We start from the raw sequence: 23445 nt of genomic DNA on the forward strand, positions 1-23445 counted from the left end.
CGTGGGAACGATCAGCGGCGTGCTAGACGGTTATGCGCCAAATCCCGAACGGCTGATGGGCCGGGTCGATTCGCATGAATTGGTACTTGCCGTACCACGTCCAGCGATGGCCGCTCATCAAGTCTTCGCCCTGGGTGTGGGCGTCGTCGGGCAGGCCCATTTCCCACAGCGGCAATTCGAAATTCGCTTCCTGGACGTTATGCGGATCCAGGCTGACGGCCACCAGAATGAAGTTGCTGCCGTCGGCGCTGCGTTTGCCGAAATACAGGATGTTGTCGTTCCAGGCGTTGTAGATCTTCAGCCCCAAATGCGTGTGCAACGCCGGGTTCTGGCGGCGGATGCGGTTGAGCTGGGCGATCTCGGCAATGATGTTGCCCGACGCATTGAAGTCTCGCGGGCGGATCTCGTACTTCTCGGAGTTGAGGTATTCCTCCTTGCCCGGGATCGGCGCGGCTTCGCACAACTCAAAGCCCGAATACATGCCCCACAAGCCAGAGCCCATGGTCGCCAACGCCGCGCGAATCAGAAAACCCGCGCGCCCGGACTCATGCAAAAACGCCGGGTTGATGTCCGGGGTATTCACAAAGAAGTTCGGCCGGAAGCATTCACTCCAGGGCGACTCATTGAGTTCACTGAAATAGGTCGACAATTCGTACTTGGTATTGCGCCAGGTGAAGTAGGTGTAGCTCTGGGAGTAACCGACCTTGCCCAGGCGCGCCATCATCGCCGGGGTGGTAAAGGCTTCGGCGAGGAAGATCACTTCCGGGTGCAACGCTCGCACGTCGGCGATCAGCCATTGCCAGAACGGCAGCGGCTTGGTGTGCGGGTTGTCGACGCGAAAGATCTTCACGCCCTCCTCGACCCAACCGACCACGATGTCACGCAATTCAACCCAGAGGCTGGGGATCGCGTCGGCGGCGTAGAAATCGACGTTGACGATGTCCTGGTATTTCTTCGGCGGGTTCTCGGCGTATTTGATCGTGCCGTCGGGGCGCCAGTTGAACCAGCCCGGATGCTGCTCCAGCCACGGGTGATCCTGGGAACACTGGATGGCGAAGTCGAGGGCGATTTCCAGCCCATGGTCCGCTGCCGCCACCACCAGTCTGCGGAAGTCTTCGCGCGTACCGAGTTCGGAGTGAATCGCCTCATGCCCGCCCTCGGCGCTGCCGATGGCGTACGGGCTGCCCGGATCATTGGGGCCGGCGGTCAGGGAGTTATTCGGGCCTTTGCGATAGCTGCGGCCGATCGGGTGGATCGGCGGGAAGTACAGCACGTCGAAACCCATGTCCTGGATCATCGGCAGCCGCGAGTGCACATCGTTGAACGTGCCGTGGCGCGCGGGATCGTCGGTGATCGAGCGTGGAAACAGCTCGTACCAACTGGCAAATTGGGCGATCTCTCGCTCCACATCCAGCGGGAATTCCTGGCTGAGGCTCAGGTAGGCGCGATGATCGGCCTGGGCCATCAGATCGGCGCTACGCTGGTGCAGAAATAGCGCGACCTGCTCGGCTTCGAGCAGCCCGGACAATTCATGGTGCAGCCCGGCCAGTTGCTCGCTGAGTTGTCCTTCGCTACGTTCGGCGGCTTGCTGGACCAGCGTCCGGCCTTCCTGCAACTCCAGGCTCACCGGCACGCGCGCCGTGTGTTTCTTTTCCAGTTCATAACAGAAGCTGGCGAACTGATCGATCCAGGCTTCGATGCAAAACACATGGCGGCCCTGGCGCTCAACGCGAAACCGGCCTTGCCAGCCGTTGTTGCCCAGCTCATGCATGGTTTCGCTGTGCCAGGACTCTTCGCCCTCGCCGCGCCAACGGATGCGTACGGCCATTTTGTCGTGGCCATCGGCAAACACTTTGCCGGTGACCAGCACCTCCTGCCCCACCACGGCTTTGACGGCAAACAGCCCGCCATCGAGGGTCGGCATGACGCTTTCAATGGCGATGCGCGGCAGCAATAACGCCTGCGACAGCGGCATATGCGGGTTGTAACTGAGTTCGGTCGGTTTTTCAGCGATCATCGAGCATCTCTCCTTTACGCCCCAAGGACGCTCTTGTGCCTGATATTCATCCACATGGGGCGATCCGCCCGGAATGAACTCACTTAGGTTCCGAGCGACAGGCGCCGGTAAAAGTTCACGGGGATTTGCCAGAGTGTTGGTGGGAATCAAATCCTCTGCGCGGTGGTCAACAAACTTAAGCACGAGTTACGCCATGTGCCACAAGGAGGCTTCACGATGAGCATACCGATCCCCGCTGAAACGCCAGATCCGAACATCGACAACCCGACCATTCCGCCCACCGAGCCGGAACCGGTGCCCGAGCAAGAGCCACCGGGCACCACCCCGCCACCTCGGGAAGACCCGCCGGACACCATACCACCGGTGATCGTCAGTCCCGAGTAGCGGTGATCGTTCCCATGCTCCGCGTGGGAATGCAGCCCGGGACGCTCTGCGTCCCAGTGGAACGCGGAGCGTCCCTTGAGGCATTCCCACGCAGAGCGTGGGAACGATCTTACGGTTCGCGGTTGTTATTCTTGTCGAGCATCCGCACCACCATCGGCATCACGCTGAATATCGCCAATGCCAGCAACGTACTGAGCACCGCTGTCGCTTCGCGGCCCAACCCGGCCGATACGCCAATGGCCGCGGTCATCCACAACCCGGCGGCGGTGGTCAGGCCTTTTACATGACCCTCATCGCCCTCGGTGTTTTTCAGAATCGTCCCGGCGCCAAGGAAACCAATCCCGGCGATCACCCCTTGCACCACCCGGCTCATGGCATCGGCCTGGGAGCCGGACATCTGCGGCACCAGCACGAACAGCGCCGCCCCCAACGCTACCAACATATGCGTGCGCACCCCGGCAGCCTTGCCCTTGTGCTCGCGCTCGAAACCGAGAATGCCCCCCAGCACCGCGGCCATCAGCAGGCGCACGGTAATGCGTGTCAATTGTGAAGCGTCGCCAACGTCGGCGAACTCTGCTTGCAACGTCACCCAAACCTCATGCCACCAGGCGTTCATGGCGCAGTCCTTTGTATGAATCGATAGAAGGTGGACCGCGCCGACCATTAATCGGTTGCACAGAACGATAGCCAGCCCTGGCGACCTAACGTTTTAGTCTCCGCTGAAAAAAGGACAATCCCATGACCGTGCGCATCGAAAACCAGACCTGCTTTTTCATCACCGAAAACGGCGAAGAAATTCGCCTCTGCCCCGACGTCACCATCATCACCGACTCGGAAAAAGCCATGTCGGCGGTGGAGATCAACGGCCAGCGCGTCTACATCACCGAAGCAGAAGCCGACGCATTGACCGTAGCAGGTGCCGTGGACGGTCGTAAGCATTTGAAGGCCACGGACAGTGATTCGGTGATTTGACTGACCCGGATCAACAACGCATGCAGGCGCCTGGGATAGGCGCCTGTGCCCTGCGTTCGCAGGTGTAACAAGTTGTCGCAGGCACTCGCCGCGAAACCATCTGATCCGCTTTTTATTGCAATACCTGAGTCTGTTATGCAAACAGATCGACGCTCATAGTGCCCCGGCCTGATGGAGGCTGATGAGCGAACGACCATGAGCGAGAGAATCCCCGTCCGAACCGTTGAAACCTATGAACCTTCACGCCCGAAGATGAAGGTCAAATCCAGCGATAACCTGATCCACACCCGCAGCTTCACCGGCCTGTACCGCACCTTGCGCATGAGCGGCGCCGGTTTTCTGTTCCTCGCTTTCTTCGGCACGGTATGGCTGAACTGGGGCGGTCGCCAAGCGGTGCTGTGGGACCTGTCCGAAAGCAAATTCCACATTTTTGGCGCGACCTTCTGGCCGCAGGATTTCATCCTGCTCTCGGCGTTGCTGATCATTGCTGCGTTCGGCCTGTTTGCGATCACGGTGTTCGCCGGCCGGGTCTGGTGCGGTTACACCTGCCCGCAAAGCTCCTGGACCTGGATCTTCATGTGGTGCGAGAAAATCACCGAAGGCGAGCGCAACCAGCGGATCAAGCTGCAAGCCGCGCCGTGGAGCGTGAACAAACTGCTGCGGCGCTCGGCCAAGCACACGCTATGGCTGGGTATCAGCCTGCTCACCGGCCTGACCTTTGTTGGCTACTTCACGCCGATCCGGCCGTTGGCCGAAGAACTGCTGACCCTGCAAATGGCCGGCGTCAGTCTGTTCTGGGTGATCTTCTTCACTGGCGCCACCTACATCAATGCCGGTTGGCTGCGTGAAGCGGTGTGCATGCACATGTGCCCGTATGCGCGGTTCCAGAGCGTGATGTTCGACAAGGACACCCTGACCATTTCCTACGACGTGGCACGCGGCGAAAACCGTGGCCCGCGCAAGCGCGAAGTGAAACCGGCCGATGTCGGCCTCGGTGATTGCATCGACTGCCAGGTCTGCGTGCAGGTCTGCCCCACCGGCATCGACATCCGCGACGGTTTGCAAATGGAATGCATCGGCTGCGCGGCGTGCATCGACGCCTGCGATTCGATCATGGACAAAATGGGCTACGCTCGCGGGCTGATCAGTTACACCTCCGAGCATGAGTTGCAGGGCGGCAAGACCCACCTGCTGCGGCCACGGTTGATTGGCTACACGGCGGTGCTGCTGATCATGATTGGCGCACTGGCCCTGGCGCTGGTGGAACGGCCGATGGTGTCCCTGGACGTCACCAAGGACCGTGGCATGTACCGTGAAAACAGCGAAGGTCTGATCGAGAACATCTACAGCCTGAAAGTCATCAACAAAACCCAGCAGCGTCAGGATTACCGCCTGAGCCTGGTGGATGGCGAGGGCTTCCAGTTGCAAGGCAAGACGGAGTTGAGCCTGGCGCCGGGTGAGATTGTCGACGTGCCGGTGTCGGTGGCGATGACCACGGAACGGCCGAGCAGCAGCTCCCAGACCATCAGTTTCAAGATTGTCGACAGCGATGAACCGGAGATCTACAGCGTGGCCCAGAGCCGGTTTGTTGCGCCGATGAATCGCTGATCCCTTAGACTGCGGTGCGGCCATTCGCGGGCAAGCCTCGCTCCTACAGACACCTGCGTACTGTAGGAGCGAGGCTTGCCCGCGAAGAAGTCACCGCCGATTTCCCTGACTGACACCAACCCAGGCATTCGATGAAACGCTACGAAAAATTCGCCGATGACATCGCTGAACTGATCCGCTCCGGGGTCCTTGGCCCCGGCCAGCGCGTACCGTCGGTGCGCTACGCCAGCCAGACCTACGGGGTCAGCCCGTCCACGGTATTCCAGGCGTATTACCTGCTGGAACGTCGCGGCCTGATCCGCGCCCGGCCGCGTTCCGGTTACTTCGTCAACACCCACGCCCCGAGCCCGTTCTCGGAGCCCGTGATCAGCAACCAGGTCAACGAATCCACCGAAGTCGATGTCAGCGAACTGGTTTTTTCCGTCCTCGACTCGATCAAGGACCCCAACACCGTGCCGTTCGGCTCGGCCTTCCCCAGCCCGACCCTGTTCCCGCTGCAACGCCTGTCCCGCTCCCTGGCCAGTGCCGCCCGGGAGATGGACCCGCGCATGGTCGTCACCGACATGTCGCCGGGCAACCCGCAGCTGCGTCGGCAAATCGCCCTGCGCTACATGGTCGGCGGGCTGATGCTGCCGATGGAAGAACTGCTGATCACCAACGGTGCCCTCGAAGCGCTGAACCTGTGCCTGCAAGCCGTCACCGAACCCGGTGACCTGGTGGCCATCGAAGCCCCGGCGTTCTACGCCAGCCTGCAAGTGCTGGAACGCTTGAAGCTCAAAGCGGTGGAAATCCCGGTGCATCCACGGGACGGCATCGACCTCGGCGTGTTGGCACAAACCCTGGAACGGTATCCAATCAAGGCCTGCTGGTGCATGACCAGTTTTCAGAACCCGATGGGCGCGACCATGCCCGAGGCAAAGAAACAGGAATTGGTGGAATTGTTGCGCAGCCACCAGGTGCCACTGATCGAGGACGACGTCTACGCCGAACTCTATTACGGCCAGCAAGCGCCGAAACCGGCCAAGGCATTTGATACCGAAGGCCTGGTGATGCATTGCGGTTCGTTCGCCAAGAGCCTGGCCCCCGGCTATCGCATTGGCTGGGTCGCCGCCGGGCGTTATGCGCAGAAAATCGAACGCCTGAAGCTTATGACCTCACTTTGCGCCTCGATGCCGGCCCAGGCCGCGATTGCCGACTACCTGCAACACGGCGGCTATGACCGCCACCTGCGCAAACTGCGCTACGCCCTGGAAGAACAGCAAAGCGCCATGCTTGCCGCCATCGCCCGCTACTTCCCTGCGCAGACCCGCGTCAGCCAACCGGCCGGCGGCTACTTCCTGTGGCTGGAACTGCCACCGCAGATGGATTCGTTGAAGTTGTTCCAGATGGCCCTGGCCCAAGGCATCAGCATCGCGCCGGGGCCGATCTTTTCACCGACCCAGCGCTTCAGGAATTGCATTCGCTTGAACTATGGCAGCCCGTGGAATGAAGCGGCGGAGAAGGCGATGGAGACGTTGGGGCGGATCGTCAGGTCGTTCTGACAGTGATCGTTCCCACGCTCCGCGTGGGAATGCAGCCACGGACGCTCCGCGTTCGGCTTCGGATGTGACGCAGAGCGTCACGGGATGCATTCCCACGCGGAGCGTGGGAACGATCAGGGTCAGCGCCCGCCCCCAAGATCAACGAAAGTCCCGGTCGCATACGAAGCCTTATCCGACAGCAACCACACAATCGCCTCCGCCACTTCATCCGGCCGGCCGCCACGGGCCATCGGGATCGCCGATTCGAGCTTGCTGACCCGATCCGGATCACCGCTCAGCGCGTGGAAATCGGTGTAGATAAAACCGGGTCGCACGGCGTTGACACGAATCCCCTCGCCCGCCACTTCCTTCGACAGGCCGATGGTGAAGCTGTCCAGCGCGCCTTTTGACGCGGCGTAATCCACGTACTCGTTGGGCGAGCCCAGGCGCGAAGCGACCGAAGACACATTGACGATGCTGCCACCCTGCCCGCCATGTTTGGGCGACATGCGCAGGATCGCGTGCTTGGCGCAGAGAATCGGCGCCAGGACGTTGGTCTTGAGGATTTTGAGAATGCGGAATTCGGACATTTCGTCGACCCGGGACTTGTGCCCGACGGTGCCGGCGTTGTTCACCAGCGCCGTGACCCGTCCCAGCTCGGTGTCGACGCGGTGGAACATGGCGATCACTTCGTCTTCGATGCTGACATCGGCCCGCACTGCAATGGCTTGGGCGCCCAGTGCACGGACTTGCTCCAGCACACTTTGCGCAGCCTGTTCGTCAGCCAGATAGTTGATACAGATCCGATAGCCCTGCTGGGCGGCTAACAACGCCGTGGCGGCGCCGATGCCACGGCTGCCCCCGGTGATGACGATGACTTTTTCCATGCTGACGTTCCCCCGTTTCAAGCTTAAGCAGTCGGGGGCAAGAATAACCGCCATTGGCGGGTTTTGCATGGGCCTGCATCAATTGTCATGGCTGCTACAGGGGTCAACCGGCAGCCAATTGCTCACCCCGATGAATGTCGTGCATGAATCGCTCCGCCGGCAGCGGATGCCCCAGCAGATAACCCTGCAACGAATCACACCCCAATTTCGTCAGGAAATCCTGCTGCACACCGGTCTCGACACCTTCCGCCACAATCCGCAAACCCAACGCCTGGCCGAGCGCGACAATCGCCGAGACGATGGCGGCGTCATCGCTGTCGTGCTCCAGGTCGCGGACGAAGCCACGGTCGATCTTCAACTCATTGGCCGGCAAACGCTTGAGGTACATCAAGCTCGAATAACCGGTGCCGAAGTCATCAATGGACAAATCGACGCCCATGTCCGACAGCTCCTGCAGCACCGTCATGCTTGCATCGGCGTCGCTCATGGCGGTGGTTTCGGTGATTTCCAGGGTAAGGCTGTTGGCCGGCAAATGGTGCGTAGCCAGGGCCTTGGCCACGCTCTGGACCAGGCCGACGTGGCAGAACTGCAAGGCGGACAGGTTCACCGCGATACGCCAGTCGGTGTAGCCGAGCACGTACCATTCGCGCATTTGCCGGCAGGCTTCGTTCAACACCCATTCGCCGATGGGAATGATCAGCCCGGTCTTTTCCGCCAGATCGATGAACTTGTCCGGCAGCAACATGCCCTGGGTCGGGTGCACCCAGCGCAGCAGCGCCTCGGCGCCGACCGGGCGGCCGTTGCTGGCGTCGAATTTGGGTTGGTAATACAAGCTGAATTGTTGCTGGTCGAGAGCGGCGCGCAGGTCTTGCAACAATTGCAGCTGTTTGCGAGCGTTGCTGTTCATCGAGGCGTCGAAAAAGCTGTGGCCGTTTTTCCCCGCGCCCTTGGCGTGGTACATCGCGGCGTCGGCGTTCATCAGCAGCTCTTGCGCGGTCTGGCCGTTGCCTGGATAGAGCGCGATGCCGACGCTGGCGGAAATCTGCAGATCATGTTCGGCCACCCTGAACGAGCGCGCGATCAGGCTGACCTGACGCGCTGCCAGGTTCAGCGCATCGTTGGGCTCACTCAAGCGCACCAGCAACACGAATTCGTCACCGCCGATCCGCGCCAGGGTGTCCTGGCTGCGCAAGTCCTCGCGCAGTCGCAAGCCGACCTCACGCAACAACTGGTCGCCCATGTGGTGGCCGAAGGCGTCGTTGACTGGTTTGAAACCATCCAGATCGATGAACATCAGCGCAAAACAACCGCCCTGCTCCTGCACCTTGGACATGGCCAGTTCGATGCGGTCCGCCAGCAGCGTGCGGTTCGGCAGGCCGGTCAGGGTGTCGTGCAGGGCCAGTTGGGTCAGTTCGCGGTTGGCTTCGGTCAACGAGTGCGCGAGGTCGGCGGTACGCGCTTCCAGGCGTGCGTCAAGAATCGAGGTTAGCAAGGCGATGCTCAATACCGCCAACGTGGTGATCAACACCAGGTTGTCCAGGCCCTTACCGCTCAAGCCATTGAGGGCGGCGCCGCAGAAGCTGCCGTCAGGAAACCGCGCCGCCGCCATGCCGGTGTAATGCATGCCGACGATGGCGAAGCCCATGATCACGGCGGCACCGCCACGGATCAGGCCCACGTAGGGGGTGTGCTGGCGCAGGCGGAAAGCGATCCACAAGGCGGCTGCCGACGCACCGACAGCAATCAGCAACGAGGCGCTAAACAGCGTCGGGTCGTAGTCGATGCCCGGCTGCATGAGCATGGCCGCCATGCCGGTGTAATGCATGGCGCTGATGCCGCCGCCCATGATCAGCGCGCCAAATGCCAACTGCCACACCGGCAGCTTCGGCTGGCTGACCAGCCACAGGGCAAAGCCGCAGGACAAGATCGCGATCGCCAGCGACAGCACGGTGAGGCCGAGGTCGTAGCCCAGATCAATCGGTAATTTGAAGGCGAGCATGCCGATGAAATGCATCGACCACACGCCAATGCCCATGGCCACCGCCCCGCCGGCAGTCCACAGGTGAACGGCCCGGCCCTGGGTGGTGGCGATCCGGCCAGTCAGGTCCAGGGCGGTATAGGACGCAAGAATCGCCACGCACAGCGAGATGAAAACCAACGTGGGGGAATAGGTGCCGATGAGCATGGGATTTTCCGAGGCCTGCCCACCGTACTGCGTCCGTTCTCGGGGGGCAAAGTCGGCGATTGTACTGATTGCGCAGAAGAACGCACTGACAAAATTATCAAATGGCCATCAACCCGATGAAACGCTTGTTTGACACTTTTAAATCGTCATGACAACGCCGGTGATCGTTCCCACGCTCTGCGTGGGAATGCCTCATCGGACGCTCTGCGTCCGGGACGCGGAGCGTCCTTGGCTGCATTCCCACGCAGAGCGTGGGAACGATCAGCAAGCGTGGGAACGATCGGTGCCAGCCAGGTTATTCCTTGTCGCTCACCTGCAATTGCCCATCCCACCCGCCGCCCAGCGCCGCAATCAACTGCACACTGGCAATCAACCGGCTCTGCAACACGTTCAACACGCTTTGTTCATTACTCAATGCCGTGGCTTGCACCACCACCACATCCAGATAAGCAATCAACCCGGCCTTGTACTGGTTCTCGGTCAGGCGCAAGGAATCCCGGGCGGCGTCGAGGGCTTCCTGGCGCACCGCTGCTTCGTTCTCATACACCTTGAGCTGCACCAGGTAGTTTTCCACCTCGCGGAAACCATCCAGCACGGTCTGGCGGTACTTGGCCACGGTTTCATCGTAGAGCGCTTCGTTGCGATCCACTTCCGCCGAGCGCGCGCCGCCGTCGAACAAAGGCAAGTCCAGTTTCGGCCCCACCGACCAGAAACGGTTCGGCAAGCTGATCAGGTTGCTGGACGTACTGCTGCTGTAGCCGCCGCTCAAGCTCAAGCTCAAATCCGGGTAGTAAGCGGCTTTCGCCACGCCGATATTGGCGTTGGCGGCAATCACCGAACGTTCGGCAGAGGCAATGTCCGGCCGGCGTTCGAGCAATTGCGACGGCAGGCTCAGGGGAATCTGCGGCAGTTTCGGAATGTCCTGGGTTTGCGCCAGGTTGAACTCCGCCGGTGCCTTGCCGATCAGCACCGCAATCGCGTTTTCGAACTGCGCACGTTGCCAGATCAGGTCCACCAGATCGGCCTGGGTGCTTTTCAACTGCGCCTGGGCCTGGGCCACCGCATCACGCCCGGACACGCCGGCGCGGTACTGATTCTGCGTCATTTGCAGCGAGCGCTGGTACGCCACGACCGTCGATTCCAGCAAGCGTTTCTGCTGATCAATCACCCGCAACTGCAAGTAGTTCTGCACCAGCTCCGACTGCTGACTCAGGCGCATCGCCGCCAGATCGGCGAAACTGGCCTGTGCGCTGGCGGTGTCGGCTTCCAGGCCGCGACGCAGCTTGCCCCAGATATCCGCTTCCCAACTGACCCCCAGTTCCGTGGTGTAGGTATTGCGAATACCGCTGGCGGAGCTGCTCAGGCTTGAACTGCTGCTGCCGGCCCCTTGACTGGAGCGGGTTTTACCCGCGCTCAAGTCAACCGTGGGGTAAAACGCCGCACGGGCGCTTTTCACCAAGGCTTGGGATTGACGATAGCGGGCGTCGGCCTGGGCCACAGTCTGGTTGGCGCTGTTCAGTCGCTCGATCAAGCCGTCGAGCTGCCGGTCACCATACAACTCCCACCAGGCACCCCGGGCCAGGGAATCGCTCGGACTGGCCTGACGCCAGCCCTCGGCTTCCTTGTACTGCGCCGGCTCGGCGGTTTGCGGACGCTGATAGTCCGGGCCGACGGCGCAAGCGCTGATCAGCGCCATGCACAGCGCCAGACTCAACAGGCGCGAGCCCCGGGCCATGGCGATCGGTGCAGCCAGAGTGATAAGCGAACGGTCAGTCATAGCGGAGTTTCCAGAGCTGCATCGGTACGTACCCCACGCCATTTATTGAATCGATGGCGCAGTTTGTCGAGATAGAGGTAAACCACCGGGGTGGTGTAGAGGGTCAGCACCTGGCTGAAAATAAGTCCGCCGATGATGGTCAGGCCCAACGGCTGGCGCATTTCCGCACCTTCGGCACGGCTGAGCAACAGCGGCAACGCGCCGAGGATCGCCGCCAGGGTGGTCATCAGAATCGGTCGCAGACGTTGCAAGCAAGCGCTGCGAATCGAATCCAGCGGCGTCATGCCTTGATGCCGCTCCAACTGCAACGCGAGATCGATCATCAGGATGGCGTTTTTCTTCACCACCCCGATCAGCAGGAACAGCCCCAACAGCGAAATCAGGCTGAACTCCCCGCCCAGGGCATAGATCGACAGCAATGCGCCGACCCCGGCCGACGGCAAGGTCGACAGAATCGTCAGCGGGTGAATGTAACTTTCATACAACACGCCCAACACCAGGTACACCGCCACCAGCGCGCCGAGAATCATGAACGGCTGGCTCTTCTGGGTCGCGGCAAAGGCGTCGGCGGTGCCGGCCATTTTCACAATGACGTCTTCCGGCATACCCAGCTTGGCAATCGCCCGCTCGATGGCCGCCGTGCCCTGCTCCACCGTGACGCCTTCGGCCATGTCGAAGGAGATGCTTTCGGAAGCAAACTGGCCTTCGTGGCTGACGCGGTCGTCTTCCAGGCTATTTTCGTAGTGAGCGATGGTGGACAACGGAATCCGTGCGCCCGTGGACGTGATCACCTGGACCTGCTTCAACGTAATCGGGTCCTGGGCATATTTCGGATTGACCTCCATCACCACCTGATACTGGTTGAGGCTGTCGTAGATCGTCGAAATCTGCCGCTGGCTGTAGGCGTTGTTCAACACCGCCGTGACCATGTCCATGTCCACACCCAGGCGCTTGGCCTGGTCGCGGTCAACAATCAGCGTCACCTGTTGCGCGCCACGTCCTTCACGGGCGTCAATCGCGGTCAGCTCCGGCAAGGCCCGCAGCGCGGTGACGACTTTCGGATACCACTCGCGCAATGAGCCCAGGTCGGCGCTTTGCAGGATGTAGGAATACTGCGAAGTGGTCTGTTCACGGCCACCGCCAAATTGCAGGTCCTGATCCGCCATCAACATCAACTGCGCACCGGCAACCTTGGGCATTTCCTTGCGCAAGCGTTCGATGACTTTTTGCGCCGAAACGTTGCGTTCCTTGATCGGTTTCAAGCGCACCAGCATGAAGGCGTTGTTGGTGCCGTTGGTGCCGCCAATGAACCCGGCCACGCTTTGCACCGCCTCGTCCTTGAGCACCGCACGGCGGAAGATTTCCATCTTCGGCTGCATCACGCTGAACGACAGGCCATCGTCGCCGCGAACGAAGCCGATCAACTGACCGGTGTCCTGCTGCGGCATAAAGGTTTTCGGCACCACCACGTACAACGCAACGTTGACGCCGACGGTGATGATCAGGCTAAGCAACGTCAGGCGTCGGTGACGCAGCACCCAGTCGAGGCTGGTGGCGTATTTGCCGACCATCCATTCGTTGGCCCGCTGGCTCCAGCGCTGCAAGCGGTTTTCCTGGCCCGGGGTGTGCGGCTTGAGCCAACGGGCGCAGAGCATCGGCGTCAAGGTCAGGGACACAATCAGCGAAACGACGATGGACGCCGCCAGGGTGATGGAAAACTCGCGGAACAGGCTTTCGATGATGCCGCCCATAAACAGGATCGACAGGAACACCGCTACCAGCGAAACGTTCATCGACAGCAGCGTAAACCCGACTTCCTGCGCACCGAGGTACGCGGCCTTCATCGGCGGCACGCCTTCGTCGATGTGCCGGGTAATGTTCTCCAGCACCACGATGGCATCGTCCACCACCAGCCCGGTGGCCAGGATCAACGCCATCAGCGACAGGTTGTTCAGGGAAAACCCATACAGGTACATCACCGCGAAGGTGCCGACCAGCGATACCGGCACCGCCAGCGTCGGGATCAGGGAGGCACGGAAGTTACCCAGGAACAGGAACACCACCAGAATCACCAGGGCCACGGCGATCAGCAGGGTCATTTCCGCTTCATGCAACGTGGCCTTGATCACCGGCGAACGGTCCATGGCCAGGTTCAGCTTGACGCTGGCCGGCAACACCGCTTGCAGCGCCGGTAACTGCGCCTTGATCTCGTTGACTGTCTCGATGATGTTGGCGCCGGCCTGACGGTTGATCACCAGCAGCACCGCCGCGTCGTCGTTGAAAAAACCGCTGTTGTAGCGGTCCTCGACGCCGTCGCTGACCGTGGCCACATCCTTCAGGCGCAGGGCCGCGCCGTTGTTGTAGTGGATGATCAGCGACTCGTAGTCCTTGGCCTTTTCCAGTTGATCGTTGGCCTGCACCTGCCACAGGCGCTGGTCGTCCTCGACCGAGCCTTTCGGCCGGCGCACGTTGGCGTTGGCAATGGTGTTGCGCACATCGTCCAGGGCCACGCCGTATTGGTTGAGCGCCTGGGGTTCGAGCTCGATGCGCACCGCCGGCAGGGAGCTGCCGCCGATCTGCACTTCACCCACGCCCTGCACCTGGGACAGGCTCTGGGACAGGATCGTCGAGGCCAAATCGTAGAGCTGACCTTTCTCCAGCACATCCGAAGTCAGCGACAACACCATGATCGGCGCTTGCGACGGGTTGACCTTCTTATACGTCGGCATGCTGCGCATCCCGCTCGGCAGCAGGTTGCGCGAGGCGTTGATCGCCGCTTGCACTTCCCGCGCAGCGCCGTTGATGTCGCGGTCGAGGTCGAACTGCAAAATCACCCGGGTCGAACCCTGGCTGGAGCGGCTGCTCATGGTGTTAACCCCGGCGATGGCGCCGAAGGAACGCTCAAGCGGCGTGGCCACGGTCGAGGCCATCACTTCGGGACTCGCCCCCGGCAGACTGGCCTGAACCACGATCACCGGGAAATCCATCTGCGGCAACGGCGACACCGGCAACAGGCCGAAACTCACGCCGCCCAGCAGCATGATTGCCAGGCTCAGCAACATGGTCGCGACCGGGCGCTTGATGAAAGGACCGGACAGGTTCATGGACGACAGCTCCGGACATCGATCCCTGTGGGAGCGAGCTTGCTCGCGATGAGGCCGGCACAGGCAACATCGATGCTCACCGACACACCGCTATCGCGAGCAAGCTCGCTCCCACAAGGGGCGCGCCTTGCAGGTACAGATGTGCCATTCCAAGCCGTCATACCGCGACCTCTTTCGAATCAGTCTTGCCAAAGCGGCGCCCCAACCGATCGAAATACAGGTAAATCACGGGCGTGGTGAACAAGGTCAACACCTGACTCACCAGCAACCCACCGACCATCACCAGACCCAGCGGTTGACGCAACTCCGCGCCCGACCCGGTGGCCAGCATCAACGGCACCGCGCCGAACAATGCGGCCAGTGTCGTCATCAAAATCGGCCGGAAGCGCAGCAGCGCCGCTTGATAGATCGCCTGTTCCGGCGCCATGCCCTGATTGCGCTCGGCGTCGAGGGCGAAGTCGATCATCATGATCGCGTTCTTTTTCACGATGCCGATCAGCAAAATGATGCCGATGATCGCGATCATCCCCAGGTCATTGCCGGTCAGCAGCAGCGCCAGCAAGGCGCCGACCGCCGCCGAGGGCAAGGTCGACAGGATGGTGATCGGGTGAATGTAACTCTCGTAGAGCACGCCGAGCACGATGTACATGGTCACCACCGCCGCGAGGATCAGCAGCAAGGTGCTCGACAACGACGCCTGGAACGCTTCGGCCGCGCCCTGGAACTGGGTCTGCACGCCAATCGGCATGCCGATGTCTTTCTGCACTTGATCGATGACTTCAACCGCATGCCCCAGCGCCACGCCGGGCGCCAGGTTGAACGACATCATCACCGCCGGGAACTGGCCGATGTGGGTGATCGCCAATTGCGTCTGCCGTTGCTCGACATGGGCCAGACTGGACAGGCGCACCTGACCGCCATCGGTGGTCTTGACGTGAATCTGGTTCAGCGCATCCGGGCCGATTTTCTCGCCGGACTGGGATTGCAGCACCACGCGATACTGGCTGGCCTGGGTGTAAATCGTGGAAATCTGCCGCTGGCCGAAAGCGTCGTACAGCGCATCGGTGATGTTCGACACCGACACCCCGACCCGTGACGCCGCATCGCGGTCGATCACCAGGTACACCTGCAAACCCTTGTCCTGCAAATCGCTGGCGACGTCGGTCAGTTCCGGCCGTTGGGCCAGGGCTTCCACCAGACGCCCGCTCCACAGGCTCAGCAGCTCCGAGTCCGGGGACGACATGCTGAATTGGTACTGGGTGCGGCTGACCCGGTCTTCGATGGTCAGGTCCTGCACCGGCTGCATAAACAGGCGAATGCCCACCAGTTTGTCCACTTCCGGTTGCAGGCGCGCAATGATCTTGGTCGCGCTGAGGTCCCTCGCACTGTGGGGCTTGAGGTTGATCAGCATGCGTCCGCTGTTGAGCGTCGAGTTGTCGCCGTCAACGCCGATGTAGGACGACAGACTCTCTACTGCCGGATCAGCCAGGATCACTTTGGCCAGTTCCTGCTGACGCTCGCTCATCGCCGCAAAGGAAATCGACTGCGGCGCCTCGGAAATGCCCTGGATGACCCCGGTGTCCTGCACCGGGAAGAAGCCCTTGGGCACCACCATATAAAGAAACACCGTCAACCCGAGAGTCGCGATGGCCACCAGCAAGGTCAGCGGCTGATGCTTGAGCACCCACTGCAACTTGCGCCCGTAAGCGGCGATCATCCAGTCGATGGTCGCGCCGCTGGCCCGGTAGAAACGGCCCTGTTCTTCCTCCTTGGGTTCACGCTTGAGCAGCCGCGCGCACATCATCGGCGTCAGGGTCAGGGACACCACCAGGGAAATCAGGATCGCCACCGCCAGGGTGATGGCGAATTCACGGAACAGCCGCCCCACCACGTCGGCCATGAACAGCAGCGGAATCAGCACCGCGATCAACGACAGGGTCAGGGAAATCAGGGTGAAGCCGATTTGTTTGGCGCCCTTGAGCGCGGCGTTCAGCGGCGTGTCGCCTTCTTCGATAAACCGGGAAATGTTCTCCAGCATCACGATGGCATCGTCCACCACGAAACCGGTGGCGATGGTCAGGGCCATCAAGGTCAGGTTATTGACCGAGAACCCCGCGAGGTACATCACGCCGAACGTGCCGATCAGCGACAACGGCACCGCGACCGATGGAATGATGGTCGCACTGGCCCGGCGCAAGAACAGGAACGTCACCATCACCACCAGGGCGATGGCGATCAGCAGTTCGTGTTGCACGTCGGTGACCGAGGCGCGGATGGTCTGGGTGCGGTCGGTCAGGACGGTCACTTCAAGGCCGGCCGGCAGGTTGTCGGTGATGCTCGGCAACAAGGCCTTGATCCGGTCCACCACTTCGATGACGTTGGCACCGGGCTGACGCTGGATGTTCAGCAACACCGCCTGGTTTTCATTGGCCCACGCCGCCAGTCGTTCGTTCTCGGCACCGTCGACGATTTGCGCCACGTCCTTGAGCCGCAACGGCGCGCCGTTGGCGTAGGCGAGGATCAGGTTGGCGTAGTCCTTGGGCGACGTCAGTTGGTCGTTGGCATCGAGCATCGACACCCGGGTCGGGCCGTCGAAGTTACCCTTGGGCTGGTTGACGTTGGACGCACCGATCAGGGTGCGCACGTCGGACAGGTTCAAACCATTGGCCGCCAGGGCTTCCGGATTGACCTTGATCCGCACCGCCTGACGCTGGCCGCCGGCGATGCTGACCATACCGACGCCGCTGATCTGGGCAATTTTCTGCGCCATGCGGGTATCGACCAAATCATTGAGTTTGGGCAGCAGCATGGTCTTGGAGGTGATGGCCAGGGTCAGCACCGGGGTGTCCGCCGGGTTGACCTTGTTGTACACCGGCGGCGCCGGCAGATCCTTGGGCAGCAAATTGGTCGCGGCGTTGATCGCGGCTTGTACCTGTTGCTCGGCGACGTCCATGTTGATGTCGAGGCTGAAACGCAAGGTCAGCACCGAGGCACCGCCCGAACTGGTGGACGCCATTTGCGTCAGGCCGGGCATTTGCCCGAACTGGCGCTCAAGGGGCGCGGTCACCGCACTGGTCATCACGTCCGGGCTGGCGCCGGGATAGAGCGTCATGACGCGGATGGTCGGGTAATCGACCTGAGGCAATGCCGACACCGGCAGCAACCGGTAGGCGATGATGCCGGCCAGGATAATGGCCAGCATGCTCAGGGTCGTGGCGACCGGGCGAAGGATGAACAGCCGCGAGATGTTCATGCGCCCTTCTTCACCTTGTCGTTGGCGGTCGCTTCAGTGGTTTTCGCCGCGGATTTGCCTTGCAGGTGTTCGGTCGGCGTGGTCGGCACGTCCTGGCTGTCGTTGACCACTTCCACTTCGCTGCCTTCCTTGAGGCGGTCGGTGCCTTCCAGAACCACGCGATCACCCACGGCCAGACCTTCAGTGATCACGGTGTTGTCGCCGTCACTGGCGCCGACTTTCAGTTGACGAATCTTGACCTTGTTGTCCCCGTCCATGGCATAGACGAAGGTGCCGTTGGTGCCGAACTGAATCGCCGCCGAGGGCGCGAGCACTACGTCTTTGAGGGTGTCGGCCAGCAGGTGCACGTTGACGAACTGGTTGGGGAACAACGCCTGATCGCGGTTATCGTAGCGCGCCTTGAATTTCAGGGTGCCGGTGGTGACGTCGATCTGGTTGTCCAGGCTCTGCAACACGCCGCTGGCCTGGATTTTCATATCGCCACGATCCCAGGCTTCAACTGGCAACTTGGCGCCGGTGTGGTAACGGGCGAGCACGGTGTCGAGGCTGTTTTCCGGCAAGGTGAAGACGACGCTGATCGGCTGAGTCTGGGTGATGATCGCCAGGGCCGTGGTGTCATTGGCCGCGACGAGGTTGCCGACGTCGAGCTGGCGCAGGCCGACACGCCCGGTGATCGGTGCGCGGATTTTGGTGAATTCGAGATTGAGCTTGGCGTCGTTGACCGCCGCCTGGTTGGTCTTTACCGTGCCCAGGTATTGGCCGACCAGCGCTTCGGCGGTGTCGAGGGTCTGTTTGGCGATGCTGTCTTCTTTAAACAGACCGCGATAGCGCTCGACATCGACCTGGGCGTTTTTCAGTTGTGCCTGGTTTTGCAGCAAGGTGCCTTCGGCCTGGAGCAAGGCGTTCTGGTAAGGGCGCGGGTCGATCTCGGCCAACAAGTCCCCGGCCTTGACCATCTGCCCTTCCTCGAAGGCAATCTTCATCAACTCACCCGCCACCCGGCTGCGCACATTGATGGTGTTCAGCGCCGTGACCGTGCCCAGCGCCTTGTAATACAGCGGGAAGTCCCCCTTGACCGCCGGGGCCACCCGCACCGGGATCGGCCCGGTCGCGCCACCAAAGCCCGGACGCATGCCCCCGGACTTGCCCGTATGCCCGGCGACGGCTTTCGGCTTTTCGCCCGTTTTATGGTCAGTACCGGCCGGCCAGAATTTCCAGCACACCGCAGCGACGACCAACAGGACAAGCAGGCCGAACAGCCAGCGACGGGGACTACGGGAGGAGGATTGCATTGAATGATCAACCATTGGGCGCGTGGGCTTCTTCTACGGGAGGCTGAACGATAAGCACTGGCGCGCATTAAGCAAAGCGGCTTTACCGGCAATTTACCTTCGGCTTACGTAACAGGATGTTTGTCTAAAACACTGAACCACAAATGAAAACGGCCTAGCGAGTGCCAGGCCGTTAACAATTGTAAAAGCGCTTACTTAAGAACGGCGAGCGCCGCTTCGTAGTTAGGCTCTTCTGCGATTTCTTTTACCAATTCGCTGTGCAGCACGTTGTCATTTTCATCCAGCACGACGACAGCACGGGCGGTCAGGCCTTTGAGCGGGCCGTCAGCAATGGCCACGCCGTAGTTTTCAATGAACTCGGCGCCACGCAGGGTCGACAGGTTCTGCACGTTTTCCAGGCCTTCGGCGCCGCAGAAACGGGCTTGAGCGAATGGCAGGTCAGCGGAGATGCACAGCACGACAGTGTTGGCGACGTCATTGGCCTGAGCGTTGAACTTGCGAACCGAAGTCGCGCAGGTCGGGGTGTCGACGCTTGGGAAGATATTCAGCACTTTGCGCTTGCCGGCGAAGCTCGCCAGGGTCACGTCCGACAGATTGCCGGCAACCAGGGAAAAGGCTGGCGCCTTGGAACCGGCTTGTGGCAGTTGGCCGTTGACTTGAACCGGGTTGCCTTTAAGAGTGACTTGAGCCATGAACGGAGTCCTTCTGATGGTGTTGTTGGAAATCTGAAGAGGCCGAAGTTAACCACGAAATGGTCCGCCGACCTATGCCCGGATACAAATTGTGATGTGCCAGCGCACAAATTGGATACAACTCTTACACGCGACACAAAAACCCTGTAGGCGCGAGGCTTGCCCGCGAAGGCCACACTGCGGTGTATCAGGCAGACCGCATCATCGTTCTTCGCGGGCAAGCCTCGCTCCTACAGGTCTGTGTTCAGGCCAGCAACGGCCGCGTAGGTCACCCGGTCGGTATATAGCGTACCGCCCTCTCCCGCCGCCACCCGGTGTTCATGACGAAAGGCAGCCAGCAGCTCCTACGCTAACAAGGCGGCTTTTTTTTCAGCCGCACTGTCGATTCAGCAAATGCCTATTCGACTAATCAGTGAATCACTCACCTCCAGCGGAGATAACACCATGCAATTCATGATCATTGTCAAAGCCAGCGCGGATTCCGAGGCTGGTGTCATGCCTACCGAGGAACTGCTGACCGCGATGGGCAATTACAACGAGGAACTGGCCAAGGCCGGCATTCTCCTGTCGTGCGATGGCCTGCAACCCAGCAGCAAAGGTGCCCGCGTGCGGTTTTCGGGCGAAAAACGCACGGTGATCGACGGGCCGTTTGCCGAAACCAAGGAATTGATCGCCGGGTATTGGTTGTGGGACGTGAAGTCGAAAGAAGAAGCCATCGAATGGGTCAAGCGCTGCCCGAACCCGATGCCGGGGACCGAGGCCGAGATCGAGATTCGTCAGGTGTTCGCGGCAGAGGATTTCGGTGCCGAGTTCACGCCGCAGTTGCGGGAACAGGAAGATCGGGTGCGGGAGCAGGCGAAAAAGAACTGAAAGCCCTGGATAGACAATCCATTGTGGGAGCGAGCCTGCTCGCGAAAGCGCAGTGTCAGTCACCACATCGAGTGGCTGGACTGACGCTTTCGCGAGCAGGCTCGCTCCCACAGGGAATCTTCAGTGGGCATGGCATTTGTGCCCGACACAGTTAGTAAAACCTCACAAACTCCCTCACACCCCGTCACCAACCCGTTGATTCTTATTAACTTTTTAGTACACAGAAAAAACCCAAATCCGCGCATAAAACCAAAGAGTTAACCCTTTCGACTGGATAACTCGCGGTTAGCTGCTAGCGTCAGAAGACGTGTCCTACAGGCTTGATTAGGAAAAAGACTACGCAGTAACGGCCAAAAATATGGCTGAGTTCGTCCACTGAGCCACCAAGGAACCGGGGAATCATGTCGAAAACTCAGGGAAAGCACGCCTTTTTGTTGGCGGCACTCCTGGCGTCTGCCTTTTGTGCTCACGCCGATAATGCCGAGGAAGCCAACAAAAGTAACAACCCGCTGAACCTCGCGCCGGGCGCGAATCTGCAGGATTACTACACGCCCAAACTCTTTGATACCAACGTCCACACCAATGACGCGTTGCTGCGCGGCACCTTGCCGGTGGCGCCCAACGATTTCATCGGCGTCCCGCAGTTGTTGCGCGCGACCCTGCCGATCAGCACCCGACCCGACCCGCACAACGGCTATAGCACCGGCATCGGTGACCTGAACCTGTTCGATATTTTCCTGCTCAAGACCGACGGCGTGCAGTTGGGCATCGGCCCTCAGATCACCGCGCCCACCGCCGAGCAGGACGAATTGGGCACCGGCAAATGGCAGGCCGGCCTGGCTGCTGTCGCCATCGACTCTTCCCCCCGGGGCCTGTTGGGCGCGCTGGTGCAGTATCAGAGTTCGTTCGCCGGCGACCACGATCGCGCCCACGTCGAAACCGCGACGATGCAGCCGTTCATCATTCATAACCTGGCCAAAGGCTGGTACCTGCGCTCCACCGGTACCTGGACCTTCGACCTGAAGAACGACACCCATTACATCCCCATCGGTTTCGGTGGCGGCAAGGTCTGGAAATCCGGGACCAACATTTTCAACGCCTTCGTAGAGCCCCAATGGACCGTGGAACGCAAAGGCGATGGCCTGCCGCAATTCACGCTGTTCGCCGGGATCAACGTCACGTTCGGCAAGTAAGGAGATTGATATGCACATTGCACTTCGAGCCGCTGGTTTCAGCATCATGGCGACGTTCGTCAGTTGCGGCGTCGGCGTCCAGGCCCAGGAAATCGACACGCAGCCTGCCATCACTGAACAACCTGTGGGAGCGAGCCTGCTCGCGAAAGCGGTGTATCAGACGACATCTGCGGTGAAAGTGCCGACGCCTTCGCGAGCAAGCCCGCTCCCACAGGGTTTGCGCAGTAACCATTAAAAAGGACACCCCATGCGTTTTGAAAAAGCCCCACGCCTGATCCTCGCCAGCCTCTCGCTCCTGCTGAGTTGCAGCGCCTGGGCCGACTTCAGCGCCACTCCGGAAGAAGCCCGGGGCATTGCCAAGGAGGCCTACCTGTACGGCTTCCCGGTAGTGGAGATGTACAAAACCCTCTACACCCAAGCCGTGGACAAGGCCGGGGCAAATTTCAAGGCGCCATTCAACAAGATCGGCAACACCGCCAAGGTCTTCACCCCGGCTGACACCGCGTTTGTCACGCCGAATTCCGACACGCCCTACTCCTTCGTGTGGATGGACCTGCGCGCCGAACCGGTGGTGCTGACCCTGCCACCCATCGCGGAAAACCGTTACTACTCGGTGCAACTGATCGACCTCTACACCCAGAACTTCGCCTACCTCGGCACCCGTAGCACTGGCAACAAGGGCGGCACGTTCATGGTCGCCGGCCCGGACTGGCAAGGCCAGCAACCGGTGAACATTGATCGTCTGGTGCGCAGCGAAAGCAACATCGCCTACGCGTTGTATCGCACGCAGCTGTTCAACAATACCGACCTGGCCAAGGTCAAGCTGATCCAGAACGCCTACAAGGTTCAGACCCTGAGCCAATACCTCAAGCAACCGGCGCCCGCTGCCGCGCCGAAGGTCGATTGGCCCAAGCCCACCGCTGACATGAGCGACACCCCGGACCTGTTTCGCTACCTGAGTTTCATGCTCGGTTTCGCCCCGCCCCAGGACGCGGAAAAAGACCTGCTGGCACGCTTCGCCAAAATCGGCATCGTCGGCGGGCAGCCGTTCAAACTCACCAGCCTCACCGCCGAACAACGCAAGGCCCTGGAGGATGGCATCAGCGACGCCAAAGCCGAATTCGCTCAGTTCAAGAAGGACAAGGTTGACACCCACCAAGTCACCAGCGGCGACTTCTTCGGCACCCGCGAGCACCTGAACGGCAACTACCTGTACCGCTACGCCGGCGCCAACATGGGGATCTTCGGCAACTCCGCCGAAGAGGCGAACTACATCGGCTACTTCGTCGACAACCAGGGCAAACCGGTCAACGGTGCGCGCCACAGCTACACCCTGCATTTCAACAAGGACGAACTGCCGCCGGCCGACGCCTTCTGGTCGCTGACGATGTACGACGGCAAGACCAAGTTGCTGGTGGCCAATCACATGAAACGCTACCTGATCAACTCGCGGATGTTGCCCAAACTCAAGCGTGACGCCGACGGCGGCTTGACCCTGTACGTGCAGCATTCGGAACCGGTGGACGGCAACAAAAGCAACTGGCTGCCCGCGCCCCACGGCCCGTTCTATGCCGTGCTGCGGGTGTATCTGCCGAAACCGGAAATGGTCAGCGGCCAATGGCAGATTCCGTTGCTGACGCCCATCGGTCAGTAACTCATCAGCCGTCATACCGACTATTGCAGGAGTAGAA

At 60.8% G+C, this 23445-nt stretch carries 17 protein-coding genes and 1 pseudogene; 8 read left to right on the top strand and 10 right to left on the bottom strand.

From position 1 onward, the window contains the following. Window positions 1-22 precede the first annotated feature (22 nt). On the bottom strand, window positions 23-2017 hold the full coding sequence (locus BK667_RS16330; RefSeq protein WP_123598251.1) for an alpha-1,4-glucan--maltose-1-phosphate maltosyltransferase: 1995 nt from the start codon (window positions 2015-2017) through the stop codon (window positions 23-25). 216 nt (window positions 2018-2233) lie between these two features. Here BK667_RS16330 and BK667_RS33275 point away from each other — a divergent pair, with 216 nt between their 5' ends. Beyond that, entirely contained in the window at window positions 2234-2401 is a 168-nt protein-coding gene (locus BK667_RS33275; protein WP_185058224.1) for a hypothetical protein, read from the top strand. 109 nt (window positions 2402-2510) lie between these two features. Here the strand turns inward: BK667_RS33275 and BK667_RS16335 are convergent, their stop codons facing one another. After that, the gene (locus BK667_RS16335; protein ID WP_123598252.1) at window positions 2511-3017 is read right to left on the bottom strand and encodes an MgtC/SapB family protein; all 507 of its coding nucleotides are present in this window, start codon (window positions 3015-3017) and stop codon (window positions 2511-2513) included. 122 nt (window positions 3018-3139) lie between these two features. On the opposite strand from BK667_RS16335, the gene BK667_RS16340 reads away from it, so the two are divergent. The 3 genes from BK667_RS16340 (at window position 3140) to mapR (ending at window position 6522) form a co-directional block, all read left to right on the top strand. Continuing rightward, on the top strand, window positions 3140-3373 hold the full coding sequence (locus BK667_RS16340; protein WP_123509655.1) for a DUF3203 family protein: 234 nt from the start codon (window positions 3140-3142) through the stop codon (window positions 3371-3373). Between the two features lie 195 nt (window positions 3374-3568). Further along, window positions 3569-4981: a cytochrome c oxidase accessory protein CcoG gene (ccoG, locus tag BK667_RS16345; protein ID WP_123598253.1), complete on the top strand. Its 1413-nt coding sequence runs from the start codon at window positions 3569-3571 to the stop codon at window positions 4979-4981. Window positions 4982-5112: 131 nt separating this feature from the next. Continuing rightward, window positions 5113-6522: a GntR family transcriptional regulator MpaR gene (gene mapR / locus BK667_RS16350; protein ID WP_123509657.1), complete on the top strand. Its 1410-nt coding sequence runs from the start codon at window positions 5113-5115 to the stop codon at window positions 6520-6522. 119 nt (window positions 6523-6641) lie between these two features. On the opposite strand, the gene BK667_RS16355 is transcribed toward mapR, so the two are convergent. The 8 genes and pseudogenes from BK667_RS16355 to BK667_RS33580 form a co-directional block, all read right to left on the bottom strand. Beyond that, a complete protein-coding gene (locus tag BK667_RS16355) occupies window positions 6642-7388 on the bottom strand; it encodes an SDR family oxidoreductase (RefSeq protein WP_123598254.1) in 747 nt (248 codons plus the stop codon). Between the two features lie 103 nt (window positions 7389-7491). Next, window positions 7492-9573 (bottom strand): putative bifunctional diguanylate cyclase/phosphodiesterase, encoded by a 2082-nt coding sequence (locus BK667_RS16360; protein WP_123598255.1) that lies wholly within the window; start codon window positions 9571-9573, stop codon window positions 7492-7494. Window positions 9574-9868: 295 nt separating this feature from the next. Next, on the bottom strand, window positions 9869-11350 hold the full coding sequence (locus tag BK667_RS16365; protein WP_123598256.1) for an efflux transporter outer membrane subunit: 1482 nt from the start codon (window positions 11348-11350) through the stop codon (window positions 9869-9871). Beyond that, window positions 11347-14454, bottom strand: a complete 3108-nt coding sequence (locus BK667_RS16370) for an efflux RND transporter permease subunit (protein WP_123598257.1) — start codon at window positions 14452-14454, stop codon at window positions 11347-11349. Before BK667_RS16370 ends, BK667_RS16365 begins: the two co-directional genes overlap by 4 nt. A 157-nt stretch (window positions 14455-14611) precedes the next feature. After that, window positions 14612-17707 (bottom strand): MdtB/MuxB family multidrug efflux RND transporter permease subunit, encoded by a 3096-nt coding sequence (locus BK667_RS16380; RefSeq protein WP_123598258.1) that lies wholly within the window; start codon window positions 17705-17707, stop codon window positions 14612-14614. Then, window positions 17704-19014 (bottom strand): MdtA/MuxA family multidrug efflux RND transporter periplasmic adaptor subunit, encoded by a 1311-nt coding sequence (locus BK667_RS16385; protein WP_123509663.1) that lies wholly within the window; start codon window positions 19012-19014, stop codon window positions 17704-17706. The genes BK667_RS16380 and BK667_RS16385 overlap by 4 nt, the downstream gene beginning before the upstream one ends. Window positions 19015-19190: 176 nt before the next feature. Beyond that, the gene (tpx, locus tag BK667_RS16390) at window positions 19191-19691 is read right to left on the bottom strand and encodes a thiol peroxidase (protein WP_008030203.1); all 501 of its coding nucleotides are present in this window, start codon (window positions 19689-19691) and stop codon (window positions 19191-19193) included. A gap of 248 nt (window positions 19692-19939) precedes the next feature. Continuing rightward, a pseudogene (locus tag BK667_RS33580) lies at window positions 19940-20029 on the bottom strand (polyketide cyclase); the annotation flags it as partial. Between the two features lie 106 nt (window positions 20030-20135). Here BK667_RS33580 and BK667_RS16400 point away from each other — a divergent pair. From BK667_RS16400 to BK667_RS16415, 4 genes are all read left to right on the top strand, one after another. Next, on the top strand, window positions 20136-20561 hold the full coding sequence (locus tag BK667_RS16400) for a YciI family protein (RefSeq protein WP_123509665.1): 426 nt from the start codon (window positions 20136-20138) through the stop codon (window positions 20559-20561). Between the two features lie 401 nt (window positions 20562-20962). Beyond that, a complete protein-coding gene (locus BK667_RS16405; RefSeq protein ID WP_123514968.1) occupies window positions 20963-21754 on the top strand; it encodes a hypothetical protein in 792 nt (263 codons plus the stop codon). 10 nt (window positions 21755-21764) lie between these two features. Beyond that, entirely contained in the window at window positions 21765-21989 is a 225-nt protein-coding gene (locus tag BK667_RS33280; RefSeq protein ID WP_185058225.1) for a hypothetical protein, read from the top strand. 12 nt (window positions 21990-22001) lie between these two features. Then, entirely contained in the window at window positions 22002-23408 is a 1407-nt protein-coding gene (locus BK667_RS16415) for a DUF1254 domain-containing protein (RefSeq protein WP_123514966.1), read from the top strand. Window positions 23409-23445: the final 37 nt, after the last annotated feature.

Source organism: Pseudomonas frederiksbergensis, from assembly GCF_003732705.1.
Lineage (GTDB): Bacteria > Pseudomonadota > Gammaproteobacteria > Pseudomonadales > Pseudomonadaceae > Aquipseudomonas > Aquipseudomonas frederiksbergensis_F.